Origin of the sequence: Pseudomonas sp. BNK-30, from assembly GCF_047456185.1 — a bacterium.
In the GTDB taxonomy this organism is placed as follows: domain Bacteria; phylum Pseudomonadota; class Gammaproteobacteria; order Pseudomonadales; family Pseudomonadaceae; genus Aquipseudomonas; species Aquipseudomonas putida_E.
Window position 1 is genome coordinate 2,006,016 of record NZ_CP179904.1, and the last position, 14,967, is coordinate 2,020,982.

Consider the following 14,967-nt stretch of genomic DNA (forward strand, 5'->3'; position numbering starts at 1 on the left):
TGGCCGCCAAAGCGGTTTCCTACTGCGCTATTCCAGCGACCCTTTTCAACCGCTTCAAACCCTTGCCGGGCGTTGGTCTCGTCACGCTTGCTGAGGCGGTCCTCAACCACTGCCACGTCCAGTCACAACTGCTCGGAAATCTCGATCAGGTTGAGATCCGGGTCGCGTACGTACACGGAACGGATAGGGCCTGTCGCACCGGTTCGCTGAATCGGGCCCTCAATAATTGGCCAATGCTGACCCTCAAGGTGCTCGATAACCTCTTCGAGGCTGACACTGGCGATGAAGCACAAATCCAATGCTCCAGGAACAGGCAGATGGGCTTTTGGCTCGAACTCATGGCCCCGCACATGAACATTGATCTTCTGATTGCCGTAACAGAACGCGAGACGTCCTTGGCCGAAGGTCTCCAGGCGCATGCCCAGCACGCGGATATAGAAGTCTTTACAAGCGTCGACATCGACAGTGGTCAGCACCAGGTGGTCCAGATGGTCAATCACTTCGCGATCTCCGATTCTGTAGGGGCTTGGGGACGTGCAAGGCGTTCGCTGACAACCTTTGAAGACCCCGCCCTGTTTTAGTTGCCCCCGGAATGAACGTTTTACCCACTTGACCACTCCATGTACCGCGCCATCATTGCCGGCCGACTCAAAAGCGCGATGAAGGATCCTGCGCGTGTTCCATGGAGAGGAAGATCATGAGTGTCACCCTGAAATGCCTCGAGTGCGATGGGCAAGATCTGGTAAAGCCGGGCAGGCTCCACAGAAAGTCGATTATCACCTGCAGGGAGTGCAATGCCATCGCCCAGTATGGTGACCTGTTGGAAGCAGCGGGTCGACGGTTGCTGGCCGAGCTACAGCAGCAGCTGGCCGGGTTGAAGGCAGGCTGACCACCCTGCTCTCCCGTAACCCGCTCACAAGGCCTACTTGCCAGGATGTACTTCGACCTTGGTAATTTCCAGCGCCTTGGCCTGCTGCAGAATCTCCGTCGGGGAGGCGTGCGCGGCAGGCATCACGAGGCTATTCTCACCATCCCCGTAATGCAGCACGATCAAGTGCAACGCTGCTTCGTGAACGGGGAGCCCGCTCTGCTTGAGCTCGAGCGAGTGGTTACGCGGTTCGCCCTTGAAAAGGTACGTCAGGTTGTACGTGTGCATGCTGACCTCAATGATGCTGGATAGGTAAGCATCCTGACCAGAGGGTCAGCATATGGTTCGACTCAGGCCGACATCATTGCGCAGTAGTCACAGCCGAAACCGCTTCATCATCCCGTTCAAGCCAATCGACAAGCTGGCCAACTCCTGGCTCGCCGTGCTGATCTGGCCCGCACCCTCGGAGGTCTGCACCGCAAGATCCCGAATATTCAACAGGTTACGATCGACTTCTCGAGCCACTTGTGCCTGTTCTTCAGTGGCACTGGCCACCACCAGGTTGCGCTCGTGAATCGTTGTCGCACCATCGGTGATCTCATCCAGTGCCTGCCCGGCCAACTCAGCTACCTGCAGGGTATGCCCCACCTGCTGGCTATTGCTGTGCATCGACTCCACCACCCGCGCCGTACCGCTGCGAATGGCATTGATCATTTCCTCGATCTCCAGCGTCGAGCTCTGGGTACGCGCCGCCAGCGCGCGGACTTCATCCGCCACCACAGCAAAGCCGCGGCCCGCTTCACCTGCCCTCGCCGCCTCGATCGCTGCGTTGAGCGCCAGCAGGTTGGTCTGCCCGGCAATTGCACCGATCACATCCAGCACCTTACCCACTTCCTGGGACTGCACCGACAGCGCTTCGATCTGCCGCGACGCCTCATGTACATCGTGGCTCATCTTGCCGATCGAACTGATCGCCTCACCCACCCGCTGACGGCCGCGACGCGCCGCGTCTTCGGACTGACGCGAGATTTCGGAGGTGCTGACGGTGTTGCGCGCCACCTCTTCTACCGCGACGCTCATCTGCGTGACGGCGGTAGCGGCTTGCTGGATCTCGTCGTTCTGGCGGTTGAGGTCGCGGGAGGTTTGCTGGGTAATCGCCGACATCTGCTCGCTGGCCGCGGCCAGCTGATGAGAAGAATCGCCGATCAGCCGCAGGGCATCCTTCAGGCTGGCCTGCATGGCCGCCAGGGCATGCATCAACTGGGTCGCCTCGTCGCGGCCGGTGGCATTTACGGTATGGGATAGATCGCCGTCGGCAATGTTCTGCGCCACTCCAATGGCTTCACGCAGCGGGCTGACGATGCTGCGGGTCAGCAACCAGGCAAGGCCGATGGTCAGCACCAGCACCAGGCCGATCACACTGAAGGTCAGGTACAGGGCACGCTGGTACTCGGCGCGGGCATGGGCGGTGTGCTGTTCGGCGGTGTCGCTGCTGAACTTGACCAGGTTGTCGTACAGCTCGCCGATGCGGTTGGAAATGTCCTGCATGGCGCCGCTGAGCATCGCCTGCATCTGCGGTACCTGGTTTTGCTCGGACAACCCCTTGTACTGGTCGAGCAGCACACGGTACTGGTCGATCAACCGCTGCATCTCGGCAAAGGCCGGCTTGCCCGCCGCCGGCACTACCGCACCGTAGCCCTCGACGCCCTTGTCGAGCAGACCTTTGAGCACCTCCAGGCGCGCCAGGGTCGGCGTCAGCTGCGCGGGCTCGCGGGCAATGGCCATGCGCAGGGTGATGATGCGCAGGCCCAGCATGTGGCTGCGGACTTCACCCAGGTAGCGGGTGCCGACGTTGGTCACCTGCTCGGTGTACACCACGGCTTCGCGCATGCTGGAGATCTTGTTGATGGAAAACAGCCCGAGCACCACGACCAGGGCGGCGATCAGGCTGAAACTCAGGTAAGAGCGGGTAGCGATGTTGAGATGGCGCAAGCGCATGAGGACATATCCGGGTGGCAGTGGGATGTACTACCCATTACGTTCGGCATGCAGAGGCCAATGTTGAGTGCTCGAAGGGAGTTAGCGCCCGATAATCGAACATTATTGGTTTTGCGGTGGCAGGCATCGAGCGCCGCACGGACGACGCTCGATCTTCATATCCTATAAAAACATGGAGATACAGTAATATTCTGATGTAATTGCTTAGAAATGCGCCTTGACCAACACACTCACCGCATTCTGATCCGTCGGGAATCCGTGGCTATCCTCGATCCCGTACTTGTCCGACCAATAATCCCACTCCAGCCCCGCATAAAGCCGCTTCGGCGTGTGCCCGAGGGCCTTGCCCACGTCGTACTTGAACTGCGGATTGAAGTGGAAACTCTTGGCCACGTAATCCGACGTGCCCTTGCTGCCAACGTCATTCACATACCACTCCAGGTACCCGTCAAACAGGATGTCCGATCGCCCTAGCGGTAGGGTCATTGCCCAGGTCGGGTTGATCTGCCATTGCCCCGATGCCTTGCCGGTAATCCCGTCAGGCTTGCGGTAATAGGTATTGAGCGAGAAGCGATCGAACCCCGGGATAGTCAAGTCCACGGCAGGCCCCAACAGGTATCTGCGAGTGCGCCCCTCGCCGCGCTCGTAGGTAGCGGCAATCAGTACATCCTTGACGATGCCAAAGCGCAGGTTCTGCCCGCTGACCTTACCCAGCGACAACCGCGGGGAGAACTCACCGTAGTAGCTGTGCCCGTCATTGCCCGACAAGCCGTTGGACCACTTGTTGTCGACGAACAGAAATACATCCCCCCAAGTCCAGCCGCTGGCGTGTTCGAAGGTGACGGTTTGCTGAATGTCGTTGCCGGTGCCGTCGACTTTGTAGTTGTGGCCGTACAGGTAGCTCAGGCTGTTGTCGTACCACATCAGCGGGCCGGCCTGCGCGCCGGAACTGGCCAGGGCGCAGAGGGGCAGGAAGCAGTAGCTTAGGCAGGCAAGAGGGTTGAGTTTCATGTGCATCCCTTGGGTCGAGGTCGGTGAGGTTCACCAGCAAGGGATTCAGCGGACAGACCTCTCCTCTGGCCACGTTGCAAACCGTGGCGCCACCCTTGCCGGGTGTGCGGCGTGATGCCGCCAGAGCAATGTCCCATGCCATTTCGGCACTGACCGCTTCTACTCGACTGTGCCCTAGCAGGGGGCGTGCCAACTGATCGAATACAGTCTAGCTCAGTGATTGTGGCCAATTTAATGAATTAGTGAGCACCAAGCCGGCTCAGCATTGCGCACTTTAATGGCGCCGAGCGCTCCTGCCTTGCACCTTCCCGGATCACTGCTCTGCCCTTGCAATACCCGCCCGGCCCTGAACAGCCCGGCTTTGGCGGTTTGCGTACATTGGCACGCTTCTCGCTTCATCTGCCTTCGAGTAGAAGCGGTCAGTGCCAGAAATGGCATGGGGCATTGCTCTTGCGCCTTGAATTGGGCGTACATCCGAGCGGATGATTTGCGCGCGGCCTCACGGCCTTGGGCAAGTAGAGAAATGTCGGCCGTGGCTGCTGCATGCTGTGTGCACCCTCCTCTTGCTGCGTTCTCTCTCCGCTCGGTTTTCGCTGGCGTGTTCCCCAACACCTGGCGCATTTCGAATCGAGGTGGAGAACAATCATGAAAAACCGCTTTGCTTTGACTTACCCGCTTCGCTCGCTGCTTGGCGCAGCAGTGTTGAGCAGCGCCTCCCTGGCCATGGCCAACGACAAAGTCGTGTTGCTCACCTCCTGGTACGCCCAGGCAGAACAGGGCGGCTTTTACCAGGCCGTGGCCGATGGCTTGTATGAGAAAGAAGGCCTGGATGTGTCCATCCGCATGGGCGGCCCGCAGGTCAATGGCATGCAGTTGCTGGTCAGCAAGCAAGCCGACTTCATCGTCAACTACGACCTGCAGATCCTCAAGAGCGTGGAGCAAGGGCTGCCGGTGGTCGCGGTGGCTGCGCCCTTCCAGGGCGACCCGCAGGGCTTGATGACGCACGCCGATGTCAACGGCCTGGACGGCCTGCAAAACAAGCAGGTGCTGGTGTCCACGTCCGGCCAGCAAACCTGGTGGCCCTGGCTCAAAGGCAAGTACCAGCTTCAGGACAGCCAGGCACGGCCTTACACCTTCAACCTGCAGCCCTTCCTCGCCGGCGCCGACACCACCCAGCAAGCCTACGCCAGTTCGGAACTGTTCCAGGCCATCAAGGCAGGCCAGAAACCCAACTTCTTCCTGTTCGCCGATGCAGGTTACCCGCCCTACGGTTCCACCGTGGTCACCCGCCAGGACATCATCGACCAGCATCCCGAGCGCGTCGCCGGGTTTGTCCGCGCCTCGCTCGAGGGCTGGAAACGCTACCTGGACAACCCCGCAGCGGGCAATGCGCTGATCAAGCGCGACAACCCCAACATGAGCGATGAGCTGCTGGCTTGGGGCGTATCGACGCTCAAGCAATACCAGCTGGTCACAGGGGGCGACGCTGCCAGCCACGGCATCGGCACGATGAACGACGCCCGCTGGCAGGCCACCCGCGACTTCATGGTCCAGGCCGGCCTGCTCGGCGCCGCCGCCCCTTGGCAAAAGGCCTATACCACCCGCTTCGTGCAAGGCCTGAACGTGCAGCCCGACACCGTCCAGGCCGCCAGCCGCTGAGCCTTATAACAACACTTAATACCGTGAGGAAACTGGATCATGCTGGTCACCAAACAACCTGTATTGCGACGCTTCTGGTACGCCCTGCTGCCCATGACAGCCCTGGACGACGGGCCAAAACCCTTCACCTTGCTCGGTGAAGCCCTGGTCCTTTGGAAGCGCCCCGATGGCACCCCGGTAGCGATGCGCGACCGTTGCTGCCACCGCACCGCCAAATTGTCCAAGGGCTTTGTCAGCGAAGACGGCAATATCGCCTGCGGCTACCACGGCTGGGAATACGACTGCAGCGGCACCTGCGTGAAGATCCCGCAGAACCCGACGGGGGCGATACCGCCGGGCGCGGCCGTCAAGGCCTACCATTGCCAGGAAAAGTATGGCTATGCCTGGGTCGCGCTGGACGATCCGCTGCAGCCGATCCCCGACTTCCCGGAAGACGGCGCCCCCGGCTACCGGCGCATCTTCCAGTTCTACGAAGAGTGGAAAACCAGCCCGCTGCGGGTGATGGAAAACTCTTTCGACAACTCGCATTTCTCCTTCGTGCACAAGGCCAACTTCGGCCTGTTCGACCAGCCGCAACCGGCCAGCTATGAGTTTCGCGAAACCGATTACGGCTTTGAAGCCGAAACCCGCGTGCCTATCCGCAACCCCGAAGAAAGCTTTGCCATTACCGGCACCCGTGCGCCGACCACCGAGCGTCACCTGGTCAATCGCTACTACCTGCCGTTCTCCCGACGCTTTGGCTGCATGTACCCGGACAGCGGTATCCACCACATCATCTACAACTGCGCTACACCGATCGATGACGGCCGACTGATGCTGGTGCAGTGGCTCTATCGCAACGACAGCGAGGCTGACTGCCCGACCCAGGCACTGATCGACTGGGACGCGGCGATCACCGCCGAAGACCGTGACATCCTCGAGGCCACCGACCCGGACGCCTGCGTCGATACCCGGCGGCGTGTCGAGCTGCACATGCCCTCGGACAAGCCAGGCCTGGTGATCCGCCGGCAACTGCTGGGCCTGCTCGAAGCCCATGGCGAAAGCGAAGTGTTCGCCAGCCACTGACCGCCTGTTCGGCGCCCCGGTGTACCGGGGCATACACAACCGCTCATGACCTTTGGGGAGAGCGCCATGTTGATGCAGACCCTGTCCGAAACCTGCGCCCAGCTGCAGGCACCACCCAACGCCGACGCCTTGGGTAGCGACACGCCACTGTTCGCCAACCAGGTCGAGAAGACCTACAGCAACGGCACCGTCGCCTTGCACCGCGTCAAGCTGGCGATCCAGCGCGGCGAGTTCGTGTCGTTGCTGGGCCCCTCCGGCTGCGGCAAAAGCACCTTGTTGAAAATGTTCGCCGGCCTCGAACAACCCTCGGCCGGCCATGTGCGCTGGTGGGGCAAGGATGCCCCAGGCAGCGATCCACAGGCCAGCGGTGCTGGCCGCAGCCTGGCGATGGTGTTCCAGGAGGCGACCTTGATGCCCTGGGCCAGGGTGCAGGACAACGTGCGCCTGCCGCTGGACCTGGCGGGCACGCCCAAAGCCCACAGCCAGCCCAAGGTACAGGCTGCGCTGGAACTGGTAGGCCTGGGCGCGTTCGGCCGGGCCTACCCGCGCGAGTTGTCTGGCGGCATGCAGATGCGCGCATCGATCGCCCGGGCGTTGGCCACCGAACCTAACCTGCTGCTGATGGACGAGCCGTTCGGCGCCCTGGACGAGTTCACCCGCAACAAGCTCGACAGCGACCTGCGCCAGCTCTGGGCCCAACGCGACCTGACCGTGGTGTTCGTCACCCACAGCATCTTCGAGGCGGTGTATCTGTCGTCGCGGGTGGTGGTGATGGGCGCGCGGCCCGGGCGGGTGATCGCCGATGTGCCCATCGACGGCCCGCTGGAGCGGGACGAGGCCTACCGCACCTCCCCGGCCTTCATCGCGCAGTGCGCCCACCTGTCCCGGCTGCTGGCCCAGGCCAACGGCGAACCTGCTTGAGCGCCCAACTTCAGAGCACAACCTGAGAGCCCTGACATGAGTCGACCTTCTACCCCCTGGCTACACAACCCCACGGTACTGCGCATCGCTTCGCCGCTGCTGGTCGGCGCGGTGCTGCTGGGCCTCTGGCAGCTGGCCTGCATCGCCTGGCAAGTACCGGTCTACCTGGTGCCGTCACCCGCCGACATTGGCCGCACGCTGATCAGCGACGGCCCCATGTTGCTCGGTGCACTGTGGATGACCCTGAAGATCACCTTCCTCTCGTTCGCCCTCGCAGTCGTCATCGGCACACTGGCCGCATTCGTGTTCGTGCAGAGCCGGCTGGTGGAAGCCAGCCTGTTCCCCTACGCGATACTGCTGCAGGTGACGCCCGTGGTGGCGATCGCACCGCTGATCATCATCTGGTGCAGCGACACCACCCTGGCGCTGGTGATCTGCGCCACCCTGGTCGCGGTATTTCCGATCATCGCCAACACCGTGCTGGGCCTGCGCAGCGTCAACCCGGGGCTGCTCAACCTGTTCCGCCTCAATCGCGCAAGCCGCTGGCAGGTACTGCTGCGCCTGCGTATTCCCAGTGCCTTGCCGTGCTTCTTCGCCGGCCTGCGGATCGCCAGTGGCCTGGCCTTGATCGGCGCCGTGGTGGCCGAGTTCGTGGCCGGCACCGGGGGCACCGGCGCCGGGCTGGCGTACCAGATCCTGCAAGCGGGCTTTCAGCTCAACATTCCGCGGCTGTTCGCCGCCCTGGTGCTGATCGCCCTGACCGGCGTCGCATTGTTCAGCCTGATGGCCCTGCTGGCTCGCTTGAGCCTGCGCCACTGGCACGAAAGTGAACTGGGTTAAGCCCTTGGAGCCCCCTATGAAGCATTCCGACAGCTGGCTGATCCGCAATGCCAGTGCCATCCTCACCGGCCTGCGCGGGGCAGCCGCCCGCCACGCCGGGCCGGACATCCGTATCAGCCACGGGCGCATCGCTGCCCTCGGTGCCCTGCAACCGCTGGCGGGTGAGCAGGTGCTCGATGCCACCGACTGCGTGGTCTACCCAGGTTGGGTGAATACTCACCACCACCTGTTCCAGTCGCTGCTCAAGGGGGTCCCGGCGGGCATCGATCAAAGCCTTGGGGCGTGGTTGGGCGCGGTACCCTATCGCTACCGTGGCCTGTTCGATGAGCGCAGTTTCCGCCTGGCCGCGCGTATCGGCCTGGTAGAGCTTGCCCGCTCCGGCTGCAGCACGGTCGCCGACCACCATTACCTGTACCTGCCAGGCATGGCCTTCGACAGTGCGCAGATTCTGTTCGAGGAGGCAGAACGGCTGGGCCTGCGCTTCGTGCTGTGCCGGGGCGGCGCAACCCAGGTGCGCCAGGCCGAAGGCGCCGCCAGTGCCGGCCCAGAAACCCTCGAACAATACCTTGATGACGTCGGGCGGCTGGTGCGCAGTTACCACGACCCCGCCCCCGACGCCTGGCGCCGGGTGGTGATGGCGCCCACCAGCCCGCCTTACTCGATGCCGCCAGAGCACCTGCGCGAAACCGCCCGCGCCGCACGCAAGCTGGGCATCCGCCTGCACAGCCACCTGAGCGAAACGGTGGAGTACCAGAACGAAATCCAGCGCCGCTACAACCTGTCACCCGTGGCGTTCTGCGCGGAGCACGAGTGGCTCGGCGCAGACGTGTGGTTCGCCCATCTGGTCAAGCTCAGCCCCGAGGAAATCCGGCTACTGGGCGCCACCGGTACCGGCATTGCCCACTGCCCGCAGAGCAACGGGCGCTTGGGCAGCGGCATTGCCGATATCCTTGCCATGGAAGCGGCAGGCATGCCGATTTCGATCGGTGTGGACGGCGCAGCCTCCAACGAAGCCTGCGACATGATCAGCGAAACCCACGCCGCCTGGCTGATGCAACGGGCCAAGGCCGGCGAGCGGGCTTTGCCCGACTATGCAGGCGGCGAACTGGAAGGCGGCGCCCATGCCGCCAGCGTGGAAGACGTGGTGCGTTGGGGAACCGCCGGTGGCGCGCAGGTGCTGGGGCTGAACGCGCTTGGCACGCTGGAGGTTGGCATGGCAGCGGACCTGGCAGTGTACCGCCTGGACCAGCCCCGCTACTTCGGCTTGCACGACCTGGGAGTTGCGCCAGTGGTGGGCGGTGGCCGGCCGACCTTGCGCGCCTTGTTGGTAGGTGGGCGCCTGAGCGTGGACAACGACACGATCCCTGGCCTGGACCTCGCCGAACTGGGTAGCCAAGCCCGTGAGGCCGTGCTGCGCCTGCAGCGGGCTGCGGGGGTGCGCGCATGAGCTGGACCTCGTTGCAGGTACGCGCCTTGCGCCTGGAAGCTGACGACGTGCTGGGTGTCGAACTCGGCACTCCGGGCGGCGCACCGCTGCCGCTGAGCTGGGCGGCCGGCGCCCATGTCGACCTGCGCCTGGGCAACGGCCTGGTCCGCCAATACTCCGTGGTCAGCCTGCCCGAAGAGGGCCATCTGTACCTGGGCATCAAGCGTGAGCCTGCCTCGCGCGGCGGTTCACAGTGGTTGCACGAGCACCTGCGTCTGGGCGCACGGATCGAGGTCGGCACCCCGCGCAACCTGTTTGCCCTGCAACCGGGGGCGGGCCCAGTGACATTGCTGGCTGCCGGGATCGGCATCACGCCCCTGCTGCCGATGTACCGCCAATGCCTGGCGCAAGGGCGGGCGGTGCGCCTGCTGTATTTCACCAAGGACGCGCGACAGCTGCCGCTGGTCCAGCGCCAGGACCTGCCCATCGAAGTCTTCAGCGGCTTGCGCGCTGCGCAGATCAAGCAAGCCTTGAGCGAGCTATTGCCCGTTTGGGAGCCCCACGCCAGCTTGTATTGCTGCGGGCCCGCAGGGTTCATGGACAGTGTGGAGCAGGCCGCTCTTACCCACGGCTGGCCAGCGTCGGCCCTGTACCGCGAGCACTTCAAGCCTGCCGAACCCGCAGCCCAGGCCGACTCCAGCTGCACACTGGTGTTGCAGCGCAGCGGGCGGGAAGTCCAGGTACAAGCGGGCGAAAGCCTGCTGCAGGCCGCTGCGCGGGTCGGGGTGGACCTGCCCATCTCGTGCGGCATGGGCATTTGCGGTGCGTGCATGTGCCGGGTTATCGAGGGCGAGCCAGAGCACCGTGACGAGTGTCTGACTGAAGCTCAACGCAGCAGCGGGGAATGGATCACGCCGTGCGTCTCGGCGTCGCGCAGTGCGCGCCTGGTGCTGGACGCCTGAAAGCAGGCCCGCTCTAAGGGCATCGAAGCACGCGTTGAATCGCTGAAACCACCTGCAGCGTAGCGTCTTCGATCGTCCCTTCATTGCGGCACATCAGCCAGCCGTTCTCTGCAACGGCTTGCTCGAAGGCCCGGGTACAGGCCACATGCTCTTCGAACCTGTGCATCACCGTGCTGCTCAACCCGCGCGTGCGTGCCGTCGCCCTCGCCCATGAAATATCCGGGGCGGTGACTACCCCCACACTCAGGTCGGGTACACGCACATTACTGGCGATGTTCAGGCGCAGGATCTCAGGGAACGGGATCAGCCGGCGAAACGCGGCTTCCGACGGGTACCAGCGGTCGATCAGGATGATGCTGCCCGGCGGTTGTCTGGGCAGCACGTGCTGGGATATCCAGGCACGGCTCTGGGCAAAGCGCTCACAAACCGCCAGCTCAAGGTCCGGGCTGGGGCTTCTGACGAACTGGTTGACCAGGGCCATGGTTTGCGCCCTGAAGGGATCGCTCTTGCGCTCACAGATACGGATGACTTTCAGGCCGTCAGCCCGTAGTGCTTGGGTGACGGCCTCCAACAGTGTGGTTTTGCCGGTGCCCTTGGGGCCGTCCATGGAAATGAACAGCGAGCGGCTCATGCTTCGCACAACGCGTGACAAGCAGCGCTTGCAGGGGGCATATCGTGCAACGGCATCTTGATTCCTTCACGTAAGACAGTGATGAACATTCTATAGCGTGGTGACGTCCGCATCAGTCAATAAAACCGCCCCTTTGCAACACCACTGAAGGTTGCGCGAATCCGACTATGCTGGAAGCAATTCGCACGCGGGCGCCGGGAGTGGAGCATGGGGATCAAGCGTTGTTCAGGATGGTCGGCTTGGCTGATTCTGGGGTTGCACATGATAGTCTCTCCCCTCCTCCATGCGGACAGCGCTCAGCCCGCCACAGGCGTCGAGGGCGTCATCGCCGAACCAGCCGCACTCACGGTCATCAACCGCACTGTGTTCGTCTTTCGGTCTACCTTGCTGGGTGAAACTCCCAAGGCACGCGCCCAGCGCGCAAAGAGCCTGATCGAAGAAACCCTGCAGGAGAACGACGATCTCAAGGTCAGGACCGACCCTATCCTGAACAGCTACCTGGTGCTGCTGGGCGGCCGTCGGGCATTCATCGTTACTCCGCTCGATGCCGCTGCCGACGACATCACGCCAAGGGAGGCTGCCGAACGTGCTGCCGAGAACCTGCGCCTGGTGGTCGAGGAAACGCGCCAGGCACGCAGCCTCAGGTTTCTGTTGACGGCCCTTGGCTACTCGGCGGCCGCCACCCTGGTGTTTTTCCTGTTGCTCAAGGCCGCAGGGCTCAGCCGCCGCAAGCTTCTGGGGCTGTTGCCCAAGCTGATGGGCAAGCACTCCGAACGCCTCAAGGTCGGCCATACCCAGCTGTTCGACATGCAGAATCTCTACTACCTGATCGACCGCTCACTGTGGCTGTTGTACTGGTTGGTCGTGCTGTTGCTCTGCTACCAGTGGCTGGGTTTCGTGCTGTCGCAGTTCCCGTACACCCGTTCCTGGGGCGAAAGCCTCAATGTCCATTTGATGGAGCTGTTCAATTATCTGGTCAGCGGCATTCTGCGCGCCATGCCGGGCCTTGCCGTGGCCGTCTCGATCTTCTTCATCGCCCGCGGCATCAGCGCCTTCTCCAAGCGCGTACTACGGCGCATGGCCCGCCCGGGTACCTTGTCGTGGCTCACAGCCGAAACTCTACAACCCACCATGCGCCTGACCTCGCTGGCGATCTGGCTGTTCGCGCTGGTGATGGCCTACCCGTATTTGCCCGGCTCGGGCACCGATGCCTTCAAAGGGCTGTCTGTGTTGATCGGTTTGATGATTTCACTGGGTGCAACCAGCGTCATCGGCCAGGGTGCAGCCGGTTTGATCCTTACCTACACCCGTACGCTTCGGGTCGGCGAGTTCGTCCGGGTGGGCGAATACGAAGGGACAGTGACCGAAGTGGGGATGTTCACCACAACGATCAGAACCGGGCTTGGTGAGGTCCTGACGCTGCCCAATTCCATGATTACTGGGGCGGTGACCAAGAACTACTCGCGTATCGTGCAAGGGCAAGGTTATGTCGTGGACACGGTTGTCACCATCGGCTACGACACGCCTTGGCGCCAAGTAGAAGCCATGCTGCTGGAAGCCGCACGGCGCACCGAAGGCGTACTACAGGAGCCCAAACCACAGGTGTTCCAGACGGCCCTGTCGGATTTTTACCCCGAGTACCGCCTGGTCGCGCAGGCCATTCCCTCTGAACCCCGGCCACGCGCCCTGTTGCTGAGCCTGTTGCACGCCAACATCCAGGACGTGTTCAACGAATATGGCGTGCAGATCATGTCGCCGCATTACCTGGGCGACCCGGAACAGGCCAAATGGGTACCCAAAGAGCAGTGGCATACCGCCCCGGCCAATCCCCAAATCCCTGGGCAAGGCCCGGTCAGCTGACCGTCAGCGCAATGATTACCGGCCCGCAGACCGCGAGCAACACATTGGAAATGGCATAGCACACAGTAAACCCGATGACGGGTGTGTTGCTGCCAGACTGCTCAAGGATCTTGTTCATCGACGCCGCTTCGGTTTGCGCCCCGGCCAAGGCCCCAAACAGGATCAGCGGGTGCAAACGAAGCACGTAATAACCGAAGTACAAGGTCACCAGGGGCGGGATCAAGGTTACTGCCGCGCCCGAAACCAGCAACGCAAGGCCTTGCGTTTCGATCGCGGCCAGTGCGGCCGGGCCGGCCAGCAACCCTACCACAGCGCCAAACGCGGTAAGGCCGAACTCCGAAAATGCCCATTGCGCCGCCGGCGGTAACGCACCGAAGTCAGGGTGGCGCGAGTTGTACCAGCCGATCAGCAGGCCAACCAGCAATACCCCGCCACCCACACCGAGTTCGACAGGGATGATACCGATGTGCGTGGACAGCATGCCGAGCAATGACCCCACGACCAGACCAAGCGCATGAATGGCGATATCGCTCTTGTAAAGGTTCTGGCGCACCCGGCCTACCTGCCCCGCCAGGGCCTCGACACTGCTCGTGCGCCCGGTCAGGGTAATCACATCGCCACGGCGCAGCACCGTCTCGGGCAACAGCGGCAGCTCCAGGCCCTGGCGCGTGATGTCGACGATGTAACAGCCCATTCGCGTGGCGCCGACCAGTTCTTGCTTGATCTGGCGGAGGGTTTTGCCGGCAAAGGTGCGCGAAGTGAGCACAATCTGCGCCGTACGGGTAGCGAAGGACATCGATAGCGGGTCATCCACCTCCGGGCCTATCCACTGACTGAGCGCTGGCACGGCTTCACGTAATGCATAAACGCCCAGCACATCGCCACGCTGCAGGCGCACGTGTGCTTCGCGCTCAAGCACCCGACCGTCGCGCACCACCCGCTCGACACTGAGGTTGCGGTGCAAGGCCTCGATATCGGCAATGCTCATGCCCTCCGCCTCAGCCACCGCCAGTTTGTGGGCCCGCACCACGATCCGCGTGTAGGGCACGCCCAAAGCAGCGTCCTCCTGTTCGATACCCAGCGAGCGCTCAAGCTCACGGGCAGAGGCGGCAAGGTCTACGCGAAGCAGGCGCGGTGCGATGCTGCCCACGAATACCACCAACCCAATCGTGCCGAATACATAGGTGATGGCATACGCCACCGCCATGTGGCTGTTCAGTTGTGCCTTGGCGGCTTCGTCGAGCGCGAGCTGGGCAATGGCGCTGCTGGCCGTGCCCATGATCGCCGTGTCGGTCAGCGCGCCAGCGCCAAGCCCGGCAGTAAAGCCGGCATCGAAACCATAAAGACTGTGCGCAGCAAGGATGGTGGCCAACGCCGTGCCGCACAACACCACAGACAGCAGCACCAGCTTCAAGGTGCCGCGGTTGAGGCTGCCGAAGAATTCCGGGCCGCTCTTGAAACCCACCGCGTAGATGAACAACGCAAAGAATACCGATTTGAGCTCATGCGGAACGTCCAGTCCGATCTGCCCAATGGCCAGGCCCATGAGCAAAGCGCCGGCCACCGAGCCCAGGTGGAAGCTGCCAAGGCGTATCCGGCCTATCAGCACACCCAGTGCAATGGCCAGGAACACGGCAATTTCCGGGTTTGCACGCAAGGCGTGAAGTATGAATTCGATCATTGCCGCACCTCCCTGGAAGCGCAAAGGCCTGCACTCCAACACCCA

14 protein-coding genes are annotated in these 14,967 nt (G+C 62.7%); 8 read left to right on the forward strand and 6 right to left on the reverse strand.

All coding sequences use genetic code 11. The features are described from left to right. Positions 1 to 122: 122 nt before the first annotated feature. Positions 123 to 500: a VOC family protein gene (locus ACMGGN_RS09425; RefSeq protein WP_119689016.1), complete on the reverse strand. Its 378-nt coding sequence runs from the start codon at positions 498 to 500 to the stop codon at positions 123 to 125. Positions 501 to 697: 197 nt separating this feature from the next. On the opposite strand from ACMGGN_RS09425, the gene ACMGGN_RS09430 reads away from it, so the two are divergent. Continuing rightward, the gene (locus ACMGGN_RS09430; RefSeq protein ID WP_196996291.1) at positions 698 to 889 is read left to right on the forward strand and encodes a hypothetical protein; all 192 of its coding nucleotides are present in this window, start codon (positions 698 to 700) and stop codon (positions 887 to 889) included. A gap of 33 nt (positions 890 to 922) precedes the next feature. Here the strand turns inward: ACMGGN_RS09430 and ACMGGN_RS09435 are convergent, their stop codons facing one another. From ACMGGN_RS09435 to ACMGGN_RS09445, 3 genes are all read right to left on the reverse strand, one after another. Continuing rightward, complete coding sequence (locus ACMGGN_RS09435) at positions 923 to 1,156, reverse strand: hypothetical protein (protein WP_251962745.1); 234 nt, start codon at positions 1,154 to 1,156, stop codon at positions 923 to 925. 87 nt (positions 1,157 to 1,243) lie between these two features. Continuing rightward, entirely contained in the window at positions 1,244 to 2,866 is a 1,623-nt protein-coding gene (locus ACMGGN_RS09440) for a methyl-accepting chemotaxis protein (protein WP_119689014.1), read from the reverse strand. A 204-nt stretch (positions 2,867 to 3,070) separates the two neighbouring features. Then, positions 3,071 to 3,877, reverse strand: coding sequence for an outer membrane protein OmpK (locus ACMGGN_RS09445; RefSeq protein ID WP_080952116.1), 807 nt, complete (start codon positions 3,875 to 3,877; stop codon positions 3,071 to 3,073). Between the two features lie 645 nt (positions 3,878 to 4,522). Between ACMGGN_RS09445 and ACMGGN_RS09450 the strand changes: the two genes are divergently transcribed. From ACMGGN_RS09450 to ACMGGN_RS09475, 6 genes are all read left to right on the forward strand, one after another. Beyond that, the gene (locus ACMGGN_RS09450; protein ID WP_161872640.1) at positions 4,523 to 5,536 is read left to right on the forward strand and encodes an ABC transporter substrate-binding protein; all 1,014 of its coding nucleotides are present in this window, start codon (positions 4,523 to 4,525) and stop codon (positions 5,534 to 5,536) included. Between the two features lie 39 nt (positions 5,537 to 5,575). After that, a complete protein-coding gene (locus ACMGGN_RS09455) occupies positions 5,576 to 6,601 on the forward strand; it encodes a Rieske 2Fe-2S domain-containing protein (protein WP_414156696.1) in 1,026 nt (341 codons plus the stop codon). Between the two features lie 66 nt (positions 6,602 to 6,667). Continuing rightward, positions 6,668 to 7,522 carry an ABC transporter ATP-binding protein gene (locus ACMGGN_RS09460; protein ID WP_161872641.1) on the forward strand — a complete coding sequence of 285 codons (855 nt, stop codon included), beginning with the start codon at positions 6,668 to 6,670 and terminating at the stop codon, positions 7,520 to 7,522. 111 nt (positions 7,523 to 7,633) lie between these two features. Further along, positions 7,634 to 8,362, forward strand: a complete 729-nt coding sequence (locus ACMGGN_RS09465; RefSeq protein WP_172655317.1) for an ABC transporter permease — start codon at positions 7,634 to 7,636, stop codon at positions 8,360 to 8,362. 16 nt (positions 8,363 to 8,378) lie between these two features. Continuing rightward, positions 8,379 to 9,809 carry an amidohydrolase family protein gene (locus tag ACMGGN_RS09470; RefSeq protein WP_414156697.1) on the forward strand — a complete coding sequence of 477 codons (1,431 nt, stop codon included), beginning with the start codon at positions 8,379 to 8,381 and terminating at the stop codon, positions 9,807 to 9,809. Beyond that, positions 9,806 to 10,750, forward strand: coding sequence for a PDR/VanB family oxidoreductase (locus ACMGGN_RS09475; protein ID WP_237858390.1), 945 nt, complete (start codon positions 9,806 to 9,808; stop codon positions 10,748 to 10,750). The genes ACMGGN_RS09470 and ACMGGN_RS09475 overlap by 4 nt, the downstream gene beginning before the upstream one ends. 13 nt (positions 10,751 to 10,763) lie before the next feature. On the opposite strand, the gene ACMGGN_RS09480 is transcribed toward ACMGGN_RS09475, so the two are convergent. After that, the gene (locus ACMGGN_RS09480) at positions 10,764 to 11,381 is read right to left on the reverse strand and encodes a dTMP kinase (RefSeq protein ID WP_404601704.1); all 618 of its coding nucleotides are present in this window, start codon (positions 11,379 to 11,381) and stop codon (positions 10,764 to 10,766) included. Between the two features lie 207 nt (positions 11,382 to 11,588). Between ACMGGN_RS09480 and ACMGGN_RS09485 the strand changes: the two genes are divergently transcribed. Further along, positions 11,589 to 13,241: a mechanosensitive ion channel family protein gene (locus ACMGGN_RS09485; protein WP_115274921.1), complete on the forward strand. Its 1,653-nt coding sequence runs from the start codon at positions 11,589 to 11,591 to the stop codon at positions 13,239 to 13,241. Here ACMGGN_RS09485 and aspT read toward each other — a convergent pair. Further along, positions 13,234 to 14,922, reverse strand: a complete 1,689-nt coding sequence (gene aspT / locus ACMGGN_RS09490; RefSeq protein ID WP_174141345.1) for an aspartate-alanine antiporter — start codon at positions 14,920 to 14,922, stop codon at positions 13,234 to 13,236. The genes ACMGGN_RS09485 and aspT overlap by 8 nt on opposite strands. Positions 14,923 to 14,967: the final 45 nt, after the last annotated feature.

Excerpts from the sequence above, each read along its gene's own strand:
- ACMGGN_RS09430 (WP_196996291.1), top strand. The coding sequence starts at position 698 with ATGAGTGTCACCCTGAAATGCCTCGAGTGCGATGGGCAAGATCTGGTA.
- ACMGGN_RS09435 (WP_251962745.1), bottom strand. The coding sequence starts at position 1,156 with ATGCACACGTACAACCTGACGTACCTTTTCAAGGGCGAACCGCGTAAC.
- ACMGGN_RS09440 (WP_119689014.1), bottom strand. The coding sequence starts at position 2,866 with ATGCGCTTGCGCCATCTCAACATCGCTACCCGCTCTTACCTGAGTTTC.
- ACMGGN_RS09445 (WP_080952116.1), bottom strand. The coding sequence starts at position 3,877 with ATGAAACTCAACCCTCTTGCCTGCCTAAGCTACTGCTTCCTGCCCCTC.
- ACMGGN_RS09450 (WP_161872640.1), top strand. The coding sequence starts at position 4,523 with ATGAAAAACCGCTTTGCTTTGACTTACCCGCTTCGCTCGCTGCTTGGC.
- ACMGGN_RS09455 (WP_414156696.1), top strand. The coding sequence starts at position 5,576 with ATGCTGGTCACCAAACAACCTGTATTGCGACGCTTCTGGTACGCCCTG.
- ACMGGN_RS09460 (WP_161872641.1), top strand. The coding sequence starts at position 6,668 with ATGTTGATGCAGACCCTGTCCGAAACCTGCGCCCAGCTGCAGGCACCA.
- ACMGGN_RS09470 (WP_414156697.1), top strand. The coding sequence starts at position 8,379 with ATGAAGCATTCCGACAGCTGGCTGATCCGCAATGCCAGTGCCATCCTC.
- ACMGGN_RS09475 (WP_237858390.1), top strand. The coding sequence starts at position 9,806 with ATGAGCTGGACCTCGTTGCAGGTACGCGCCTTGCGCCTGGAAGCTGAC.
- ACMGGN_RS09480 (WP_404601704.1), bottom strand. The coding sequence starts at position 11,381 with ATGAGCCGCTCGCTGTTCATTTCCATGGACGGCCCCAAGGGCACCGGC.
- ACMGGN_RS09485 (WP_115274921.1), top strand. The coding sequence starts at position 11,589 with ATGGGGATCAAGCGTTGTTCAGGATGGTCGGCTTGGCTGATTCTGGGG.
- aspT (WP_174141345.1), bottom strand. The coding sequence starts at position 14,922 with ATGATCGAATTCATACTTCACGCCTTGCGTGCAAACCCGGAAATTGCC.